The 18,142-nt window shown below is 42.2% G+C and carries 17 protein-coding genes; 1 reads left to right on the top strand and 16 read right to left on the bottom strand.

What is annotated here, in order from left to right:
* Window positions 1–16 precede the first annotated feature (16 nt).
* From ABD014_RS11300 to ABD014_RS11340, 9 genes are all read right to left on the bottom strand, one after another.
* Window positions 17–499 carry a DUF2975 domain-containing protein gene (locus ABD014_RS11300; protein ID WP_343861013.1) on the bottom strand — a complete coding sequence of 161 codons (483 nt, stop codon included), beginning with the start codon at window positions 497–499 and terminating at the stop codon, window positions 17–19.
* Window positions 500–875: 376 nt separating this feature from the next.
* Window positions 876–1,634 (bottom strand): ABC transporter permease, encoded by a 759-nt coding sequence (locus ABD014_RS11305; RefSeq protein ID WP_343861015.1) that lies wholly within the window; start codon window positions 1,632–1,634, stop codon window positions 876–878.
* Window positions 1,631–2,380 (bottom strand): ABC transporter permease, encoded by a 750-nt coding sequence (locus ABD014_RS11310; protein WP_343861017.1) that lies wholly within the window; start codon window positions 2,378–2,380, stop codon window positions 1,631–1,633. Before ABD014_RS11310 ends, ABD014_RS11305 begins: the two co-directional genes overlap by 4 nt.
* Window positions 2,377–3,090, bottom strand: coding sequence for an ABC transporter ATP-binding protein (locus ABD014_RS11315; protein WP_343861019.1), 714 nt, complete (start codon window positions 3,088–3,090; stop codon window positions 2,377–2,379). The genes ABD014_RS11310 and ABD014_RS11315 overlap by 4 nt, the downstream gene beginning before the upstream one ends.
* Before the next feature lie 92 nt (window positions 3,091–3,182).
* Window positions 3,183–4,205 carry a sensor histidine kinase gene (locus ABD014_RS11320; protein ID WP_343861021.1) on the bottom strand — a complete coding sequence of 341 codons (1,023 nt, stop codon included), beginning with the start codon at window positions 4,203–4,205 and terminating at the stop codon, window positions 3,183–3,185.
* Window positions 4,202–4,879 carry a response regulator transcription factor gene (locus tag ABD014_RS11325; protein ID WP_343861023.1) on the bottom strand — a complete coding sequence of 226 codons (678 nt, stop codon included), beginning with the start codon at window positions 4,877–4,879 and terminating at the stop codon, window positions 4,202–4,204. The genes ABD014_RS11320 and ABD014_RS11325 overlap by 4 nt, the downstream gene beginning before the upstream one ends.
* Before the next feature lie 196 nt (window positions 4,880–5,075).
* The gene (locus ABD014_RS11330; RefSeq protein ID WP_343861025.1) at window positions 5,076–5,954 is read right to left on the bottom strand and encodes a PhzF family phenazine biosynthesis protein; all 879 of its coding nucleotides are present in this window, start codon (window positions 5,952–5,954) and stop codon (window positions 5,076–5,078) included.
* A gap of 696 nt (window positions 5,955–6,650) precedes the next feature.
* Window positions 6,651–7,217, bottom strand: a complete 567-nt coding sequence (locus ABD014_RS11335; protein WP_343861027.1) for an NAD(P)H-dependent oxidoreductase — start codon at window positions 7,215–7,217, stop codon at window positions 6,651–6,653.
* A gap of 351 nt (window positions 7,218–7,568) precedes the next feature.
* Window positions 7,569–8,009 (bottom strand): MerR family transcriptional regulator, encoded by a 441-nt coding sequence (locus ABD014_RS11340; protein WP_343861029.1) that lies wholly within the window; start codon window positions 8,007–8,009, stop codon window positions 7,569–7,571.
* 174 nt (window positions 8,010–8,183) lie between these two features.
* On the opposite strand from ABD014_RS11340, the gene ABD014_RS11345 reads away from it, so the two are divergent.
* Complete coding sequence (locus tag ABD014_RS11345; protein WP_343861031.1) at window positions 8,184–8,939, top strand: SDR family NAD(P)-dependent oxidoreductase; 756 nt, start codon at window positions 8,184–8,186, stop codon at window positions 8,937–8,939.
* A gap of 1,173 nt (window positions 8,940–10,112) precedes the next feature.
* Here the strand turns inward: ABD014_RS11345 and ABD014_RS11350 are convergent.
* The 7 genes from ABD014_RS11350 to ABD014_RS11380 all read right to left on the bottom strand — a co-directional run bounded on the left by ABD014_RS11350 (window position 10,113) and on the right by ABD014_RS11380 (window position 17,669).
* Window positions 10,113–11,447 carry an ABC transporter substrate-binding protein gene (locus tag ABD014_RS11350; RefSeq protein WP_343861033.1) on the bottom strand — a complete coding sequence of 445 codons (1,335 nt, stop codon included), beginning with the start codon at window positions 11,445–11,447 and terminating at the stop codon, window positions 10,113–10,115.
* A 40-nt stretch (window positions 11,448–11,487) separates the two neighbouring features.
* Window positions 11,488–12,648, bottom strand: a complete 1,161-nt coding sequence (locus tag ABD014_RS11355; protein ID WP_343861035.1) for an efflux RND transporter periplasmic adaptor subunit — start codon at window positions 12,646–12,648, stop codon at window positions 11,488–11,490.
* A 91-nt stretch (window positions 12,649–12,739) separates the two neighbouring features.
* On the bottom strand, window positions 12,740–13,573 hold the full coding sequence (locus tag ABD014_RS11360) for a carbohydrate ABC transporter permease (RefSeq protein WP_343862076.1): 834 nt from the start codon (window positions 13,571–13,573) through the stop codon (window positions 12,740–12,742).
* Window positions 13,574–13,634: 61 nt separating this feature from the next.
* Window positions 13,635–14,501 carry a carbohydrate ABC transporter permease gene (locus ABD014_RS11365; protein ID WP_343861037.1) on the bottom strand — a complete coding sequence of 289 codons (867 nt, stop codon included), beginning with the start codon at window positions 14,499–14,501 and terminating at the stop codon, window positions 13,635–13,637.
* 254 nt (window positions 14,502–14,755) lie between these two features.
* Window positions 14,756–15,544, bottom strand: a complete 789-nt coding sequence (locus tag ABD014_RS11370; RefSeq protein WP_343861039.1) for a hypothetical protein — start codon at window positions 15,542–15,544, stop codon at window positions 14,756–14,758.
* Window positions 15,541–16,977, bottom strand: a complete 1,437-nt coding sequence (locus ABD014_RS11375) for a sensor histidine kinase (RefSeq protein ID WP_343861041.1) — start codon at window positions 16,975–16,977, stop codon at window positions 15,541–15,543. Before ABD014_RS11375 ends, ABD014_RS11370 begins: the two co-directional genes overlap by 4 nt.
* 5 nt (window positions 16,978–16,982) lie before the next feature.
* Entirely contained in the window at window positions 16,983–17,669 is a 687-nt protein-coding gene (locus ABD014_RS11380) for a response regulator transcription factor (RefSeq protein ID WP_343861043.1), read from the bottom strand.
* Window positions 17,670–18,142 lie beyond the last annotated feature (473 nt).

Below are 18,142 nucleotides of genomic sequence, written 5' to 3' on the forward strand. Positions count from 1 at the left end.
TGCCATATGCTCCACCTCAGACCGTTAAATCATTTTCTGATTTTATATGAATAGCTTCTTGTAAAAGTCTTTGGAGAACAGCCACAAAAACGGCGATCACCATAGAGGCGAAAATAATGCTCAATCCCATTGGTATGAAACTTGGAGGGTCAACTCTTTTCCCCATGAGATAGTAAAGTGGCATACCTAGCAGGTACAAGGTACTGATCGTGGTGGCACAGTATTTTATATTCTTTAAAGCTTTTACCGATAATTCCGAGAACGCTTGGTTCTTATCAATATAGCTTAAAAGTTTAAAAGCTTGATACAGAGCAAAGTAAAAAGGAATCGCTGCTGCGTACATATCGATTAAAACGAGAGATTTCATATAAGCCATTTCTGGATACAATTCTCCAGCAAAATTTCCAATCTTAGGAACTAAAAATATGCACAAAGCTAGAATTGGGATTCCAATAAGAATAACAGCCATCTTCAAAAAGAGTGTTGTTCCTCGTTTCATAAATTGCACCTCACTTATTTAATGTCAGTCTTTACTTTACCACACCATTTATCGTTTTACAGTAAATTTATATCGTTTTGGATAAAAATAAAAAGCCGCATAATTAGCGGCTTCTAATATTAATATGTTTTGTCAACTGAGAGAAATTGACTCATTTCCATGAAAATAGATTTAATACCCTCAGATATTAGCAATTCAACGCCCTCATTATGATTTATCACCGTTAAATCAGGCTTTCCGCCTTAATATTTGCTGTTAACTCCTTCGGGACAATATGCATGTGATGTAATGCGGTTTGGTTCGCTGAGGTTGTCCACCTGATCCCACTTCTCCGAAAATCCTCAGGCTCCGTAGCGAGAATAAAATGTTCCATTACTTAGGCATCTCGTTTACGGTAAAATACAATAGCTACTGTAATAAAGATCAGTGTCCATAACATTGAAATACCTGTCCCTTGCATTCGTGTAAGGACATTTATTTCATCAGAGGAAGGCGGCATATATATATAATATCCTGCCATATCCGGAAAATAATTTTTAAACTTAGGTGGAATATCTCTCGACAATGGACTGACAATGAAATAATAACCAAGCAGTACGACTAAAGCAGGAGTGGTTCGTCTTAATAAAGCACCTATAGCTGCACTGAGAAGTGTGGTTAATGTTAGATAGCCCGTTGCACCTACTAATGTTTTTATCATTGTGTCTATTTCAATCTCTACTGCTGTGTCTCTCATCCTAATAAAAGTATATAGTACACCTGATGCAGCAATAATAAACGCCACAGGAAAGGTTATCACTGCCAATGCCAAATACTTCATGGATAATTGAAGTCCGCGCCAAGGTATCGTAGTTAACGTAGTTCGAATCTGTCCACCGCTATATTCCGAACAAGTAGCTAAGATCCCAAGAATAATGAACCCTGCATGAAGATATCCCATAGAAGCAAGCCCTATATTCAGTATACTTTGCGTCCCTGCTCCACCTTGTAGACCAACTGAAGTAAAAGCTGCGGCTATAACTAAATTAAGAATGAATGTGCCCACAAGAGTGAGCCATGTCCATGGTAATGTTACTAATTTATCCAGTTCAGCACCAAGAATTAGGGTTAACTTTTTACTAGAAGGGGCACTCATGCTGCAACGTCCCTCCTATGGAATACAATAGCTGCAGCAATGAAAATAACGACAACCCAGGCAAACATGACTAAACCGCCTGTGAACGGGGTGAGAAAACTGTCGCTCATAAGCATAAACATATCAACGCCAGCCCTATCTGGTAAGTATAACGCTAACTTTGTAACCTTAGAAAGCAGAAAACTGAATGATACAACGGATGTATTTATGATGAGCACAACAAGCGGAATAGTACCATTCTTGGTAAGAACCGTAATCCCAAATGCCAAAAGAGCAGTAAATGTCCAGTAACAAACTGCACCGAGCAGTTTAGTCCCTTCAAATGCAGGGGTGTATTCACCAAGAACAAGATGCGTGGCTGACAAAGTGGTCATAATAGCAACAACACTAAGCAGTATGCTGGTTACGGTCACAGCGCCTGCCTTGGCCAGCAAAAAATGAAGCCTTGATGAAACAACCGTTAAGCTTGTTGTAATCTGCCTCCCTCCACCAGATTCACTGCTCTCTGTCAAATACTCACTGCTGACAGCAAGTACACCAAGGATAATGACACCTTGGACACCAAGACCTAATCCAATATAGCCAACTTCCGATAGCCGTGTGCTAACTCCAGCTATAATCTCCTCTTTTTGTGCTGTACTGTCCAAGGCAGCAATGACCGCTGGGGCAAATGCTCCAATAAGAAAGGCAAGCCAAATGCCCGGCAGGGAGAACAATTTAGATAGTTCTGCGTTGAAAGCCCTCATACAACATCACCTGCATGTTCAGATGTCAGGGTAAAAAAGGCTTCTTCCAGCGTGGAATGGTAACCTATGACTTCTTCCAATGTTCCATCTGCAACGATTTTTCCATGCTTAATAATCACCACATCATCAACCGTCTCTGCAAGCTCCCCCATTAGATGACTGGATAATAACACCGTGTTTCCAGACTCAGCACGTTCACGTAAAAATGTCCGAATCCACCGAATTCCTTCCGGGTCGAGCCCGTTTACGGGTTCATCTAAAATCAATATTTTTGGATCACCAAGTAGTGCAGCTGCCATGCCAAGTCTTCTCCCCATACCAAGCGAATAATTCCCAACTCTTTTGTCAGCTGCATTCGTAAGACCTACGATTTCCAGAACTTCCTCGACACGTGAACGAGGCAATCCTGCGGCACGAGCAATCCAACGCAAATGTGCCCGTCCTGTCCGCATACGATGAGCCCCAAATCCATCCAGTGCGGCCCCTACGGTTGCTAGAGGATTATGTAATTCTGCGAATGGCTTGCCATTAATTAGTGCACTCCCTGAGGTAGCACGATCTAATCCAAGCAATATGCGCAGTGTAGAACTTTTACCTGCTCCATTCGGACCTAAAAAACCAGTTACTCTACCAGGTCTAGCTTTAAAACTGATACCTGATAAAATTTCCCCGGTTCCACGATGTTTGACTAAGTTATTAATGGTAAGCAACCATAACACTTCCTTTCTGTTATGGTTCCAATTATAAAGAGGCAAAGTTACATCTCGGTTATCATGCTGTTTACTTCTGGGTTAACTTCAGGTTACGCTCTACCAATAGCTACTCTTGTGCCATTTTCATTTGATGTAAAGTCAGCTTTCAGCTTCATTTTTTTCAACATATAATTTGAAGTCGATAAACCAATCCCCGCCCCACCCTCATAAGAGGAGTTATCCATACCTGGACCTCTGTCTGCAACAATGATCAGTTCTTTTTCTACATCAACCACAATGTTGGCATATTTCCCCTCTGCTGCATGGCGAAGAATATTCTGAAACAAATTATCCAGAACCCGGGTCATCCATTTAGGATCTGCTTCCCAATAAAAAGTCTCCTCTGTCGGCAAATCAACACCCAGCTGAATTTCTTTTTCTTCAAATGCAGGATACCACGCAGCAACAGATGCTCTTACTAAACGTACAATATCTGTTGACGTGGGCTCAAAAGGATGTTTCCCTGATGTAAGCAATGTGTAGGCAAGCAAATCATCCATTAGATCCCCGACTCTTGTAATCGTATGGTTCATCTCTGTTAATGAGTCTTGCCCTTCTAAACTCATTGATTCTTTATTTAATCTGGTGATATGTCCTCTCAAAATGGTAAGTGGCGTTCGTAAGTCGTGAGATAAATTCGCAATGAGTCGATGTCGCAATAATTCCTCTTCATATTCTCGCCTGCGGCTGTCTTCAAGCTGCTGAATCATCCAATTAAAAGAACTTCCTAACTGGTCTATTTCATCCATACGATCCGTTTGAACAGATATTGGTTTAGGAAATGAGTTATTATAAGCTGAAAATGACATGACTTCCTGTAAGCGGGTGAGACGTGTACGAAGTCTCAAGAAGAAAATCCAAGATATTACAACAAAAGCGACAATAATAAAACCAAACAAAAGTACGATAATGTAAAATAGATTTAACGTATTCAGATCTTCTCTATTGATAGAATCTCCATTGATAGACAATCCAAAGAATGCGGAGATGAAAATAAGCACAATGGGAGGAAGAAAGATAAATAGAAAATGTACTTTTAGAAAACGACGAAATAATGATCTAGTCTGCTTCATAATTTCACCCGATAGCCTATTCCCTTCAACGTTTCAATAATCTCTGGGGAATCGGGATGACGTTCCAGCTTTTGACGCAGTCGATGGATATGTACCATTATAGTTTTATCACCAGTGATATAAGATTCTTGCCAAATGGCTTCATAGATTTGTTCTTTTGGTAGAACTTGATTGGGGTGGCGTAAGAAGTACATTAAAATTTGATGTTGTTTCCCAGTCAATATAATTTCTTCTCCTGTGCGTTTGTCATATACCATTTGGACTTCCGGATCTACTTCAATATGATCTCCTAATGAAATGCGTTCGGAATATGTTCCACCTCTTCGACGAATTAATACTTCTAATCTTGCAACCAATTCATCCGTATGGAATGGTTTCGTTAAATAATCATCAGCAAATTGTAAACCATCTACCTTATCATTTATTGATGTTCGAGCAGATAACAGCAAAATAGGAATGTCAGGAGCTGCCTTTTTTAATCGTTTTCCCACCGTAAATCCGTCTAAACCGGGTAACATGATATCCAAAATAACGACTTCATGCTGATTTACTTCTCTTTCGGCTCCTTCACCAGAGAGCAGCCACTGAACTGAAAATCCTCGCTGTTCCAATTCTTCTTTTACCAAACTGCCTATTTTCTCATTATCCTCAATATATAATACGTTTGTTTTCAAGTAACATCCCTCTCTCTACATATAATCCCACTCATCCCTCTGCTTGTTGATCTCAAAAAGCAAAATCAAATCTTCGACAATGCTATATAAACATATGATGGCTACCAACCTGAAGTCTCTGCTAAAACAAGCTTCGTTCGAGAGGTATTTAAGCTGGGGGCTCGAAGACCCCCAAGGGGATAAGGAGCAATTCCTTTTATATCGTGATATGTCTTCGTTCAATGCCAACCACTGCACCGCCAACCCGAACCTGGTTGATATCACCGCTCTCGCTCAGGCGCAATCCAACCCTGATTTCAGAAGGACAATCCATCGAATACCCTTGCCTGAACATAACGTGCTCCACTTCCTGCAATGATCGTTGGCCATGTTGGTACAAATAGCTGAGCAGGGCACCGTTGGATGTTCCTGTCGCACTCTCCTCGGGAATATCGTACAGCGGCGCAAAATTTCGGCATTCCGCAGCAGCATCGTCTGGAGTATCCAGCGTGAACAGATGATATCCAACCACATCATATTTTTTGCTTATAGCGGTTATGGCGTCAAAATTTGGCTGAACCTCATTCAAGAGCTTCCTGCTGCGGATCGGGATCAAAATGTCCCGCAGCCCCGTCGAAACAATCTGGATGGGCAACCCGGTTTTTAGATCCTCGGCATTCATCCCCAAAGATGGAGCGATTTCCTCACAGGATATCCTTTCAAGAAATTGTGGTAAAGCCTGTGACAAATAAACAAGACCCTCGGAGCTAATATCGACATCCAAAATCCCTGCCTTGGTTTCTATCGTATAGGAGGTCCCTTCCTTTGCCAAACCCACCGAATGCATTAGTCCAAATGCAGCAATCGTGGCGTGTCCGCACAGATCAACTTCGCTGGCGGGGGTGAAATAGCGGATTTTGTAATCCGCAAGCAAGGATTTTTCTATAAAAGCCGTCTCCGAAAAGCCCAATTCCTTCGCTATGAGCTGCATTTCGGCAGCATTCAGCAGGAGGCCATCCTCTAAGACAACGCCTGCTGGATTACCGCCACGCTCCCCTTTCGCAAACGCATTTAACGTATACACTTCCACATTCATGTTCCTCTCGTCCTCTCCTTATCTTAAAAAACGATGTGCGCATCAAGGTAGATCAACATGGGTCATTTGTGCAAAAATAGGCACAAACATGTTCTTTTCGTTATCTGATAAATATGTTCCAAACTTTTCGACAAAAAAACCTTCAATTCATTTAGTATTTTTTCTTTCATTTGCGGTAGGACCAAGCCACCATAGCTGCTGTGACATTTAATGTTCGGTTGTTGATAAAAATCGCATACTGCTAAAACAAGTTGATGCATGCTGTCCAGTTCGAATTTCACAACACCTGAAGTATGGTTTTCGATAGATGCTGAGGCGAAATTCCCCATAATAAAATCGATTAAATCGTATTTATCATTAAAGTGTGCATAGAATGTAGCCCGATTAACCTGCTCCCCTTGTTATATCAGCTATTGTTATTTTTTCAAAATCTTTTTTAGAAGCCAAATGGAAAAAAGCATTAATCAATGATTGTTTGCAGGGGACCCAGATGTTATTGCTGAAGCTTGGTATATTTTATATGAGAAAAAGGACCATTTTGAAGAAATATTCCCTCCAGGGCTTGATCCAACTAAAATTCTTGGTGAAAATTAATACAAAAGAGATAAGGAAACTATTGAAATGATAGTTGTCTTATCTCTTTTAATGACTAGAGCAATCTCTAATCGACAATCGTAATGCCTAATACCATATTGTTTACGCTTTGCCCGCTACCTCCTCGATTTGTTTCAGCCAAGCCGTACGCGTCGCTTCGTCGGAGCTCGGTACGGACTCGAAAAATACATGGTGCAGCACCTCCATACCGCAATATTCAAATATTCCTTTATCGGATGTCAACATTAAAGCTTTGTCCATACCGCTAGCTGCATATTGGGCATGTGATTTCCCTTGTGTGTTAATAATTACAGCTTGTTTACCCTTCAGCATTCCCATTTGCTCGCCACTTACGTAACGATAGGCAAACCCGTAAGTAAAAACCCGCTCTATATAGCCTTTGACGATTGCTGGTAGTCCGGTCCACCAGATCGGATAGATGAAGGTAATCACGTCAGCCCAATTCAGATACTCCTGCTCCTGTTCAATGTCTTCATCTACGCCGCCTAGTATCTCACTGCTGCTAATGACAGGCTGGAACTCCATCGCGTACAAATCGCGGACGATGACCTCATGTGCTTTTTGACGGAGGCTTCGGACAGTAGTTTCCAAAATAGCATGGTTAAAGCTTTCTTTTCTCGGATGGGCATACACGATTAAATGGTTCATAGGGATATCTCCTCTCATTTTGCGTTTTAATTTTAATAAATTATTGATTGATCAATTACATTTACATATAAACTAGCATATGCCTCGACCAGACATCTGTAATACCGTCTGCTCCAAGACATAGTTGACAAGCCTTTCTCTCCCCTCAACACGCACCTCAAGATAAATCGCTTAGCGGTATTTGAGAATGGATGTTTAGTAATTGATCAATCACTAATATGCTGATCATTATATGTCTTCTTTCTCTGAAATGCAATTCATATTTCGTGATTTTTTCAAAAAATTTCATAATTCAATAGTTTGAGGCTCTCCTTTGTAATGTATGTTTGAGTCAAATACAATTTGGCATAATCAAATTTTGATGTTAGTTCGTTCAATCTGAGATTCAATTACATCATATAGAGCAAGTTTATAGTTTATTTTATCCAAGTTAAAATATAGTTCCCTTATGCTCTTCTCGATTTCTTTTTTATGATGAAGCATCATCATTTTTCGTTCCGCAATCGTCGAGTCCCCTTCTTTATACAAGTATACATACTTCTGAATTTGAGCAATCGGCATTCCTGTCGCTCTAAGCGCGGTAACAAAGGATATCCAGCTTAAATCCTCATCGTCGTATAGCCGCTTCCCAGTTTCATTTCTTTTCACATGGGGAAGCAGCCCCTCCTTTTCGTAATATCGAAGGGTGGGAGCAGTTATTCCTGTCAATTCGGCAACTTCTTTTATAGTCAACACAACTAAATCTTCACCGCCATCTATTAAAGTGTACTTTAAATGAGTATTTGGCAACATAAATGGTTTTTCCAAATTTACGCTATAAAAATAGTGAAATATAATAAAATCAGTGAATTTATCTGTTTAATTAGGCACTTATTATTATAATCAAAACAACCTTGACTTCAAGTGAACTTTATCTTTTATGATATCAATGTAAATTTAAATGATTTCTGAGAGGATGAAGTTACAATGGCAAATATCTCAATCGTTACTGGTGGAAGCCGCGGACTTGGTCGCAATACTGCCATCAGTATTGCACGTCATGGCGGTGATGTCATCCTGACCTATCGTAGCCAAGCAGATGAAGCAAAGTCTGTCGTTGCTGAGATCGAATCTCTAGGTCGTAAAGCAGTGGCATTACAACTTGATATTGGAAATATTACCAGCTTTACTGCCTTTGTTGAGACAGTTCGTTCGACCCTGCAGTCAAGCTGGAATAGCACCACTTTCGATCATCTGGTGAACAATGCCGGCTACGGAGAAATGACCGGCTTTACCGAAACTACAGAAGTTCAGTTCGACGGCCTGTTTAATGTGCATGTCAAGGGGGTGTTTTTCTTGACACAGGCCCTTCTGCCTCTTCTTGCAGATGGTGGTCGTATTGTGAACTTCTCAACGGGTCTTACTCGCGTTTCTTTTCCTGGATTCTCCGCCTATTCTGCCGCAAAGGGGGCGGTCGAGATTCTAACCATCTATTTGGCCAAAGAACTTGGTCACCGTGGTATCGCCGCTAATACCATTGCACCTGGAGCAATCGAAACCGATTTTCTAGGAGGTTCTGTACGCGACATACCTGCTTACAATGAAACGTTTGCCGCGATGACTGCCCTTGGTCGAGTCGGGGTACCCGAGGACATTGGTCCCGCAGTCGCCAGCTTACTTGGTTCCGACAATCGCTGGGTTAATGGGCAGAGAATCGAGGTTTCGGGTGGTCAGAATATCTGATCGCAAGTAATGGCAGCAAAGATTAAGTAGCCATGTTCTTGTCCATTATGGGAATCGGTACAAGTTCTTGTCCTCGACTCGGGACAAAAACTTGTACCGATAAAACAAAAAACCAGCTAATACTTGTCAAGCATTACAACTTTGTTAAACGAAAAAAATACTGATATAATTTTCTAAGCAACACAAATAACCTTCATTGGCGTGAAGGTTATGGATAAATATGTTTTTTTAAGCTTTGTAGGGCTCGCTTTTACAAAGGATGGCGAAGATGTGATGGAGAAGCTTGTTGGCGCAAGCGATCACGACCACCTTGTAAGGCTTGCCCTCTTTCCTTTTCTTGCAAGAACTCTCCAAGCCTTTCCGTTTAGGTTAAACATAAAGGTATTGTATCCTGTCAAAATTGATTGCCGCTGTCGATCAGAATGATCAGGCAGAACTTAACCTGTTACGTACTGCTCTATAAGTGTCCCATTCTTTAATCCTTTCATCATTTGTTCAGTTATCTCAAATAACATTTTAAATCCCCTATCGATGCTTTATTTAAATGATTCAAACTGTGTTTTTATCCATGTATTATTCTGTTCAGCTATATACTGTTCTGCTAGAATTAGCAATTCTACAAGTTCCAGTTTTGACATCTTCATATATCTTCCCTTTACTCTTTGAACATCACGACCTGTTATGGAAATATATCTTGTTTCCTATGGAATTTAAGTTCACGCTATTCGCCGCAACCAGAGCTTGTGCGGTTTCCTTTTCCGCTTTGGTTATGTCATTGCCATAAAAATGAACCGATAGAGTGAATTTGTTATCATACCGGAATCGGTGATGGGTTTCTCCATTTTTGATTACAAAATAATTGTGCATTTGGATCTCCGAACGTTTACTGAGTTTTATAGGCTGTAGTAACATTACCATATACATCATAATGAGCCATGCGAACCCCACCATCAGGTTTTATATTGAAAACCACCCTCTCTTCAACATCCTTCGCTATATATGTTATTGAATTCGTTTGATCTGATACCGGGTAAATTTCATTAGATTGGCATAAAACCGCTGCGCTGAGCAGTACCGCAGCGTACGTCTTTATGGGTTTGTACATAAATCCCCCTTTTTAATCTCTTTAAAAAGAAGCAGCGCACAAGGTGGGCTGCTTTTAGTTTCCACTTCCTATTCGTTCAAATAGGTGGTTACCCGGTTCTGGATCAGCTTCGCGGCTTCATCTGCAGACTTTTGTCCACTAAAGAAGGTTTCGGACTCTTCATATATGATGGAAAGCACTTTAACATCCACGTCCACGTATTGAAACGAGCCATGAACGAATTGTTTGAACTGCGAAAATGCTTCATCCGATACCTTGGCCTTTTTGCCGAACTTATATGTTCCGCTTTTAACTTGTTCCTGCATCTCGTTCAGTTTTTTATCGTTCACAGATGCAAGCAGGGAGAAACCTCCTCTCTCTTGCAGCGATTGCACCTCGTCAGATAATAAGAAGGAAATGAACTTCCACGCTTCGTCCTTCACCGGAGAATTGGCCCGGATCGCAAATTGGGATAAAGGAAAGATCCGCGTTGCTTCTGATTGCCCCATATGCGGCTTTTGCAGCAATACCGGATTTTCAAAGTATGAATATAAGCCGTCGATAAAGTCTTTCGGCGACATTAAAGAGACGTCAGAAAACAACTGGTTGTTCATTTCCACTAGCTCCGCAGTCATCACTTTATCATCGTACATTTTTTTGATATGCTGCATCAGTTTCACGAATTCGGGGGAGTCGAACTTTGCCTTTTTCGCCGTGCGGTCAACGAACTCCGCGTAATTGTCCACGACCATTGCCCCGAGAGTGCTTTCTGCCGGGTAACTCGCCAAGGCATATAAGTGTTCCTTGCCGCCCTTCCCTGCCTGTTGAATGAGCTGCTTCGAGATCTCCTCAAAGGTATTCCAGTTCCAGCTCTTATCGTCGATCTTCACCGTGGAGTTCTTAATCGCGTTCCCGTCGCCTGCGAATACACTTAACCCGAACCCGGAAGGAACCCTATACAAACCGCCTTTTAATTTCAATGTTTCCAAAACGTCCATTTGTATATCGTTCTTATCCAGCGTTTTATCTTGATCCAATAAATCATTCATGTTGAGAAGCAGCTGCTTGTTCACATATTCTTCGAGAGGCAATACGTCTACATCGATGATATCCGGGCCTTTTCCTGATAGCATTGCTGTATTCGTCGTTTTTTTGTATTTTTCATACTCTCCCTGATCAAACTTTTCTCCTGCGGTTCTATAGGATTTGATCTGCAGGTCGATGTCTGGGTATTTCTCTTCAAACTTTTTCTCTAACGTCTGGTAGAATGAGTTCGATTCTTGAATGGATAAGGTAACAACAGTTTTACCTTCCTTCTTTGTCTGCTTTTCCTTATTTTCCATTTCCCCACTGCTTCCAGAACCACATGCAGTCGTTGTCGTCATTAAAATACCTATAAATATCATTCCTAGCCACTTTTTCATCGTATGAATTCCTCCTATAATATATCTGTTCTATGCTTGACTATTGCAGACGGATACGGTTTCCGTCTTGTAAAGGCTCACTGCTTTCCAGAATAATCTGGTCTTCCTCATAGAGGTTATCCGATTGAATCATCGTTACGTTGTCATTCGTTTCAACGGACTCAATCCGGACTTTCCTGGCCACAAAGTTATTGCCGAGTGCCCCACGCTGCTCGTCGACTTTATATAAAAATTTGCCTTCACGGTCTTCATGAATAGCTTTATTGGAAACGAGCAATCCTTCCTGCAGTGAGCGTTTCTCTATTTTCATCCATGCTTGCTCACCTCCCTTCAGCTTAGAGTTAAGCACCTTAATACGCAGTATCTTTTGTGGGACCGTTACGGTCTTTCCCGCTTCCTCACCGTATGAGCTGCTTTGACTCGGTTCCGCATTTGCTATTTCTTCAATTGTGCCGTCGATGGTTTGAGCTTGTTGTTCCTGAACCATATCTACCTGAACCTCGATCTTTTCTCCCACCGAAATCCCTGAACTCGACAAACTCTTTGCATCGGCAGTAACTTCCAATCTGTAACCCAGACTGCTGTTCGAAACAATCACATCCGGTCCTTCTGTGGAGGTTAGCCCTTCAATCGCATTCAGTTTTTTTACAATACCGTCGAACGGAGCAGTCAGCTGCTTTTGGCTTGCTATCCGATCTCTCATCTCGTTAATTTTCCGTTGCTGTGAAGCGATATCAAGCTTACCTTTCTCGATTTCACGTTTGGCATTTCGAAGTTTGAGCTCGTCCTCTTCGATGCTCAACTGGATGAAGCGATCTTGAATATTCTGCTGCTCGATTTTTTGTTTTTCCAAAATCGTTATTTCAGCTTCCACTTCTTGTTCAGCAGCTTTACTGTCATAGAGGACGAGCTTTTGCCCCTTTTTGACATGATCTCCTTCTATCACAAAAATTTTATGGACCTTCCAATCGGTCGGATTCGATAGTTTAACCTCAGCTAGTGGCTGCAATATACCGCTACCCTCGATCGTAAAATCAATACCTCCCTTTGTCGGCTTTTCTGTTCCCACTTTTGGCAAGGTCAGCGACTGTAGTGTGTTGCTGAACAATGTAAAGAACAATAACAATCCCATAAATAAAATGAACACGAGTTGGATGGTTCGTTTGCGTTTACGATCAGCTGGTCCTTTTTCTAACTCCATATCCCGTCTTTCTCCTCCTAAAAACTTTCCGAAGGAAAGTTTACTTCGTAAGCATTGGCTGAACTTTCCGAAGGAAAGTTTACTTCGTAAGCTACCCTTTAATGCCGGACAATTGAATGCCTTCAATGAAATACGATTCTGCATACAGAAACAACAGCACCATTGGGGACATGTAGAGCATGGATGCAGCAAAACCAATACCGCGTTCTTGTTTATTGATACTGGATAAAAAAACCGACAGCGGCTGCTTGAAAGGATCATCCAGAAAAACCAACGGCTGCTCCACCATATTCCAATAGTCGACGAATAATAAAATAACGAGTGCAGCCAGACCTGGTTTGATCATCGGAATTATTATTTTGATGAATATCCGCAAATGTCCGGCTCCATCCATTTTGGCCGCTTCGATGTAGGCATATGGAATATCCAGCATGAATTGCCTAAGCATAAACACACCGAAAGCCGCGAATATACCCGGTAATATAATTGCATTGGAGCTATTCAGAATCCCAAGTTGATCCGCCATAATATAATTCGGTACCAGCGTCACTTGGAACGGCATAAGCATCGTTAAGACATAGACCAAAAATAAGGGATCCCGGCCACGGAATTTCAGCTTGGAGAGCGCGTATGCAGCCAGTGCTGCTACAATCGTTTGTCCTGCGATGATCGGAACCACCAGGAATACTGAATTCCAGAACATCATCAGATATTTCGGGTTGTCGATCAGTACTTTTCCATACTGCTCGAAGGACACTTTATCCGGCAGCAATTTTAAATTCACAAAAGGATTGGCTCTCCCGGGAATCACTTCGTTCATCTGCCCTATAGGTCCATAATTGATGTGAATTTCCTTTTCCGTCATAAGTGAATTTGTGAATGTGATCACAATAGGGAACAATAAAATAATCGCGATAACACCCATGAAGAATGTTAACGTACTTTTTTGCAATACCTTTACAAATGGCACAACAGTTCCTTACCCCCTATTCCATGAACTGCCGATGTCGGCGTTCTAGTGTAAACATCCCTAAGACGATCATTAGAATGCATATGAACATCAAAGTCGCCGCAGCAGTCAATTTCTGAATGTCGAGCGACATGAACATGTTGTTCATATAGTGCTGCATCATATAGATACTGTCATGCGGATAATCGCCTGCGATCAAATACGTTTCCCGGAATACTTTGAACGAGTTGATGATCGACATAATGACAACAAAAAACATGGTGGAGGTTAGATAGACCAGCGTAATACTTCTAAACTGCCGTAAACGCCCTGCCCCCTCGATCTGAGCAGTTTCGTAATAATCTTTCGGGATTTGCTGCAATCCGGCCAAAAATAAAATCACGTTATAGCCGATGTTTTTCCATAAATACACGACAATGACGACAATCCGGGCCGAATCTGTCTTCATCCAATCCACGCGTGCTGCCCCGAAATGGCTCAGCCAGGCGTTCAGGGAGCCGTTCCAATCGAACAGGATCTGCCAGATGAGAACGATCGAGGCAACAGGTACGACCAGCGGCAGCACATAGGCGGTTCGCAGCCATCTTCGAAGATATGTACTTTGGTTCAAAAGTATTGCCAGGCCCAGCGACAGCGCAAGCATAAGCGGAACGCTAATCGCGCTGAAATAAAACGTATTGGATGCCGCTTTGCGTAAGGAACCGCTCGCAAGCAGCTCGCGGTAATTACTCAGTCCGACAAAATGCCCGTCCACCGTACTGTCCATAAAGGAATAAAACACTCCCATGACAAACGGAATCAGGTAAAACATAGCAAATCCAACGCCGCTTGGCACAAGGAACATCATAGCTGCCGAAGCATCCTTGCGAAGCCATTTCTTCATGCTTGTCTTCATCCTTTCACTGCCTGCTACGGATACACATAACTTCATTCAATATCTATTTCGTCTCTGCCGTATAAAGCCAGTTTATTGCACACGTATATTAGAAATCGGATAGAGTTGTGATGAACATGTAAAAAGTGAACTGCATGCACAAAAAAGACTGGTCACAATAACCAGCCTCTTCGATCAATCCATTTCGTGATCTGTTTACCTCTTTCTCACTTTCCGATGGGACCAACCTTGCTCTAAAACCTCTAATTGTTGTAGAACCACATTTGGCTCAAGTTATCCTTGTCGAACCCTATAAACTCTCCTGCTTTGGTATCGATCACAATCCCGAGCACGCCGACATCGGGTTCCTTGCTTCGAAAATACAACTCTTGTATAGGCCAATACGTGTATAAATAATCCAACTGATAAGCGGATGCTCCTGTTCCTTCGATCTGTTCAAGATACTTCTCGGCCTTCTGGACGGTTTCTTCGCCCGAGAGTTCTTTGGGTATAACGTTTGAATTCATATCGCTACCCGTTGCATCGTTAGAATATTCCACATCACGGTGCATGATACTTTCCACTTTTCCGTCCTTAGGGTTAATGAGCACCTCGAATCTACCCTGATCGGTCTTGCCCTCTAGACTGACAAAGGTAAGACCATCTGTAAGATGGAGGACCTTCTTTTCCATTCTTTCTATTGCTTTCTTCTGCCTTTCTTCTGCTGCTTTAAAGTTTTTATAGCTTTTAAGGTTCTCCTTTATCAGGGTTAATAATCTCTCCAGCTCTTTCTGTGTCATGGAATAGATCCCGATTCTTACCTGATCCGAAGTCAGCTTAAGATTATAAATTTTGTTCACTGCATTTACACTTAATTTCGTTACCGTTTCTTGTGACAGAATGCCGTTATATTCCACTGATTTGGCATCAGGATCCTTGGCGATGTGTTTTACCATGACGGTGTCTTTCTGTATAGCATTATAGAAACCGTTACAACCGCCTAGAACACAGATCATACATGCACATGCGGCAAATATCAGTGTCCGCTTCATTCCCGCTCACCTCCCCCGCCACCTTGAAGCGGGAACACAACACGCATCGTGGTACCCTCTCCCGGCGTGCTCTCTACTTCTAACCGGGCACCATGTACCTCGGCGATGCTCTGACAGATGGAAAGACCTAGCCCAGCGCCATGCTGACTTTTGGTTCTAGCTTTGTCCACCATATAGAATGGCTCAAACAGGCTTGTCAGATGCTCTTCAGGGATGCCGATCCCGTGATCAATAACTTCAAGTGCATAGAAATCTTGCCCTGTCTGCGATTGTATCGTAATGATTCCTGCTTCGGTTGAAGCTTTCATAGCATTGTCCACGAGGTTATAGATCAGGACTTTGATTAAGTCGGGATCCATCTGCACATCTCCATCCACGCACCGGGTAACAAGCCGAAGATGCTTATCCGCAGCTTTCATTTGCAAGGAAGACTCCGACTCCCGAATCAGATCGTTCATATTGACCGTTCTCAGTTCCGCATGGCCTTGTCTAAGCAGTATCAGATCCATCAGTTTAAAAGAAAGGGTCTCGAGTCTCTTCGCCTCGGAATAGATGACATTCAGACCATCCAGAAGCGCCTCCTCTTCCACCTTCGTCATTCTCAGAAAATTAGCATACCCGATGATCGAAGTAAGGGGCGTTTTCAGCTCATGCGTAATGTTCTGAATAAAGCGCTCTTTCTCATTGTTGATTCTTTCGAGCTGATTGATTTTGTCTTCGACGACTTCAGCCATCTCATTGAAGTTCTCACCCAGCATGCCGATCTCATCCCGTGATTTCAATTTCACCCGTTCCGAGAACCTGCCTTGCGCAATGACCTTGGCCATACGGATCATGCGGTCAATCGGCTTGGTCAGTCCTTTGCTGATCAGGAACATGACCAGTGCATACAGAATTACAGCGCCTGCATCCACCTTGGCGAAAAATCTGTATTGATCCAAGCGCTCCTCATAAAGAGGCGTTACGTCTTTAATATAGGTGAACACGTAATTTTTGTCGTTTATGGACGCAAGATTAGAGGTGTACAACAGCGTCCTTTTGCCGATATCCCGAAGAATATACCTGATCTCATCAGCGGTCAGCTGATTCAGTTCCTTACGATCCTCAGGCATTGTAAAATTGGTATTGCTGTATACGATCCGGTTACCTTCCGTAATCTGGATATAGATGTTCTGATCCTGGTTCTTATTCACAAAACCTGTCGCAATATTCGTGAGTATCGTCTTCTCGTAATCGATGCTGTCATACACCTTCAGAATGGGAATCACCCCGATAACACTGGAGTGAATACTCACATTTTCACTGAGTGCATTGCCTATTTCCTGCTGCAGCATTTGATTGTGATTGCGTTCAATGACCATAATCGAGGCAATGTTGAAGATTACGACAAATGGGAGGATGGAGAACAGGTAGATTTTCTGCCAAAATTTCATATCCCTTAGTCCTCTATTCGATAACCGATCTTATATACTGTACGGATGTTGTCCTGCAACTGAAGCTTTTTGCGCAGTGACTTGACATGCGCATCGATGGTGCGAGTCTCCCCATAGTAGTCATATCCCCACACTTTATCGAGAATCTGCTCTCTGGAGAGCGCGATATTCTTGTTCTTCAGTAGGACGACCAGCAGATCAAATTCCTTAGGCGTCAGTTCCACCTTTTCCGCGGCCACGGTCACTTCCCGTTTATCCAGGTAAACGTTCACCTCTTTAAAATGAATCACTTGTTCCTCTTTCCCGTACCTGCGCATAACGGTTTCGATCCGTGCCAACAGCTCAATCGCCTCGAACGGTTTGACCATGTAATCGTCCGCTCCCAGCCTTAGTCCGTTGACCTTATCGAACACTGTATTCTTGGCTGTCAGAAAGATAACCGGTATCCCCAGCGGGCGAATCTGCTCCATCAATTGAAATCCATCCATGCCAGGGATCATCACATCCAATATAATCAGATCAAACTGTCCATCCGAAGATCCGCTTGCCTGTATCCGCCTGTTATGGACAGCTTCAAGCGCCGCCAGTCCGTCATACACCTGGACCGTCTTATAGTTCACGATATTCAAATTCATCTTGATAATATTCGATATATGGATATCGTCCTCCACGATCAAAATCTGCTTGCTCACTCGGATTCAAATGCCACCTTTCATTGTTATAACCGTCATCCTGTGCTGTGAGTAACAGGTCGGAGGTTCACGTTGTCGTATTCTATCACTCTCTCTTATAAATAAAGAATAATTGAGAGAGATAAAGAAAAAATGCAGCAGATATGGATAATTCTAATTAATTTCTTGAAATCCTCTAAAGTCAGTCTAAATGAAATCATATATCATAAATGAAATAGAGTTGTGATGAAGTTGTGAAATTTTGACAACGATGCTTGATATTTTATGATCTTCCATGTGACGTATAGGAATTTACGTTAGTACATTTACCACTAAACACGAAGATACTTTTTTTTAGATAATTTTCCGCGGTTATGGATTAAGTTCTTGTCCCAAGCTTTGGGCAAGAACTTGTACCCTTAACAGAAAACAGCCATCTCCTCCCCAGTGGACGGAAATGGCTGTTATGACGGTACCGGGCGGACGTGTTTGCC

It is taken from the genome of Paenibacillus motobuensis, assembly GCF_039521865.1.
In the GTDB taxonomy this organism is placed as follows: domain Bacteria; phylum Bacillota; class Bacilli; order Paenibacillales; family Paenibacillaceae; genus Fontibacillus; species Fontibacillus motobuensis.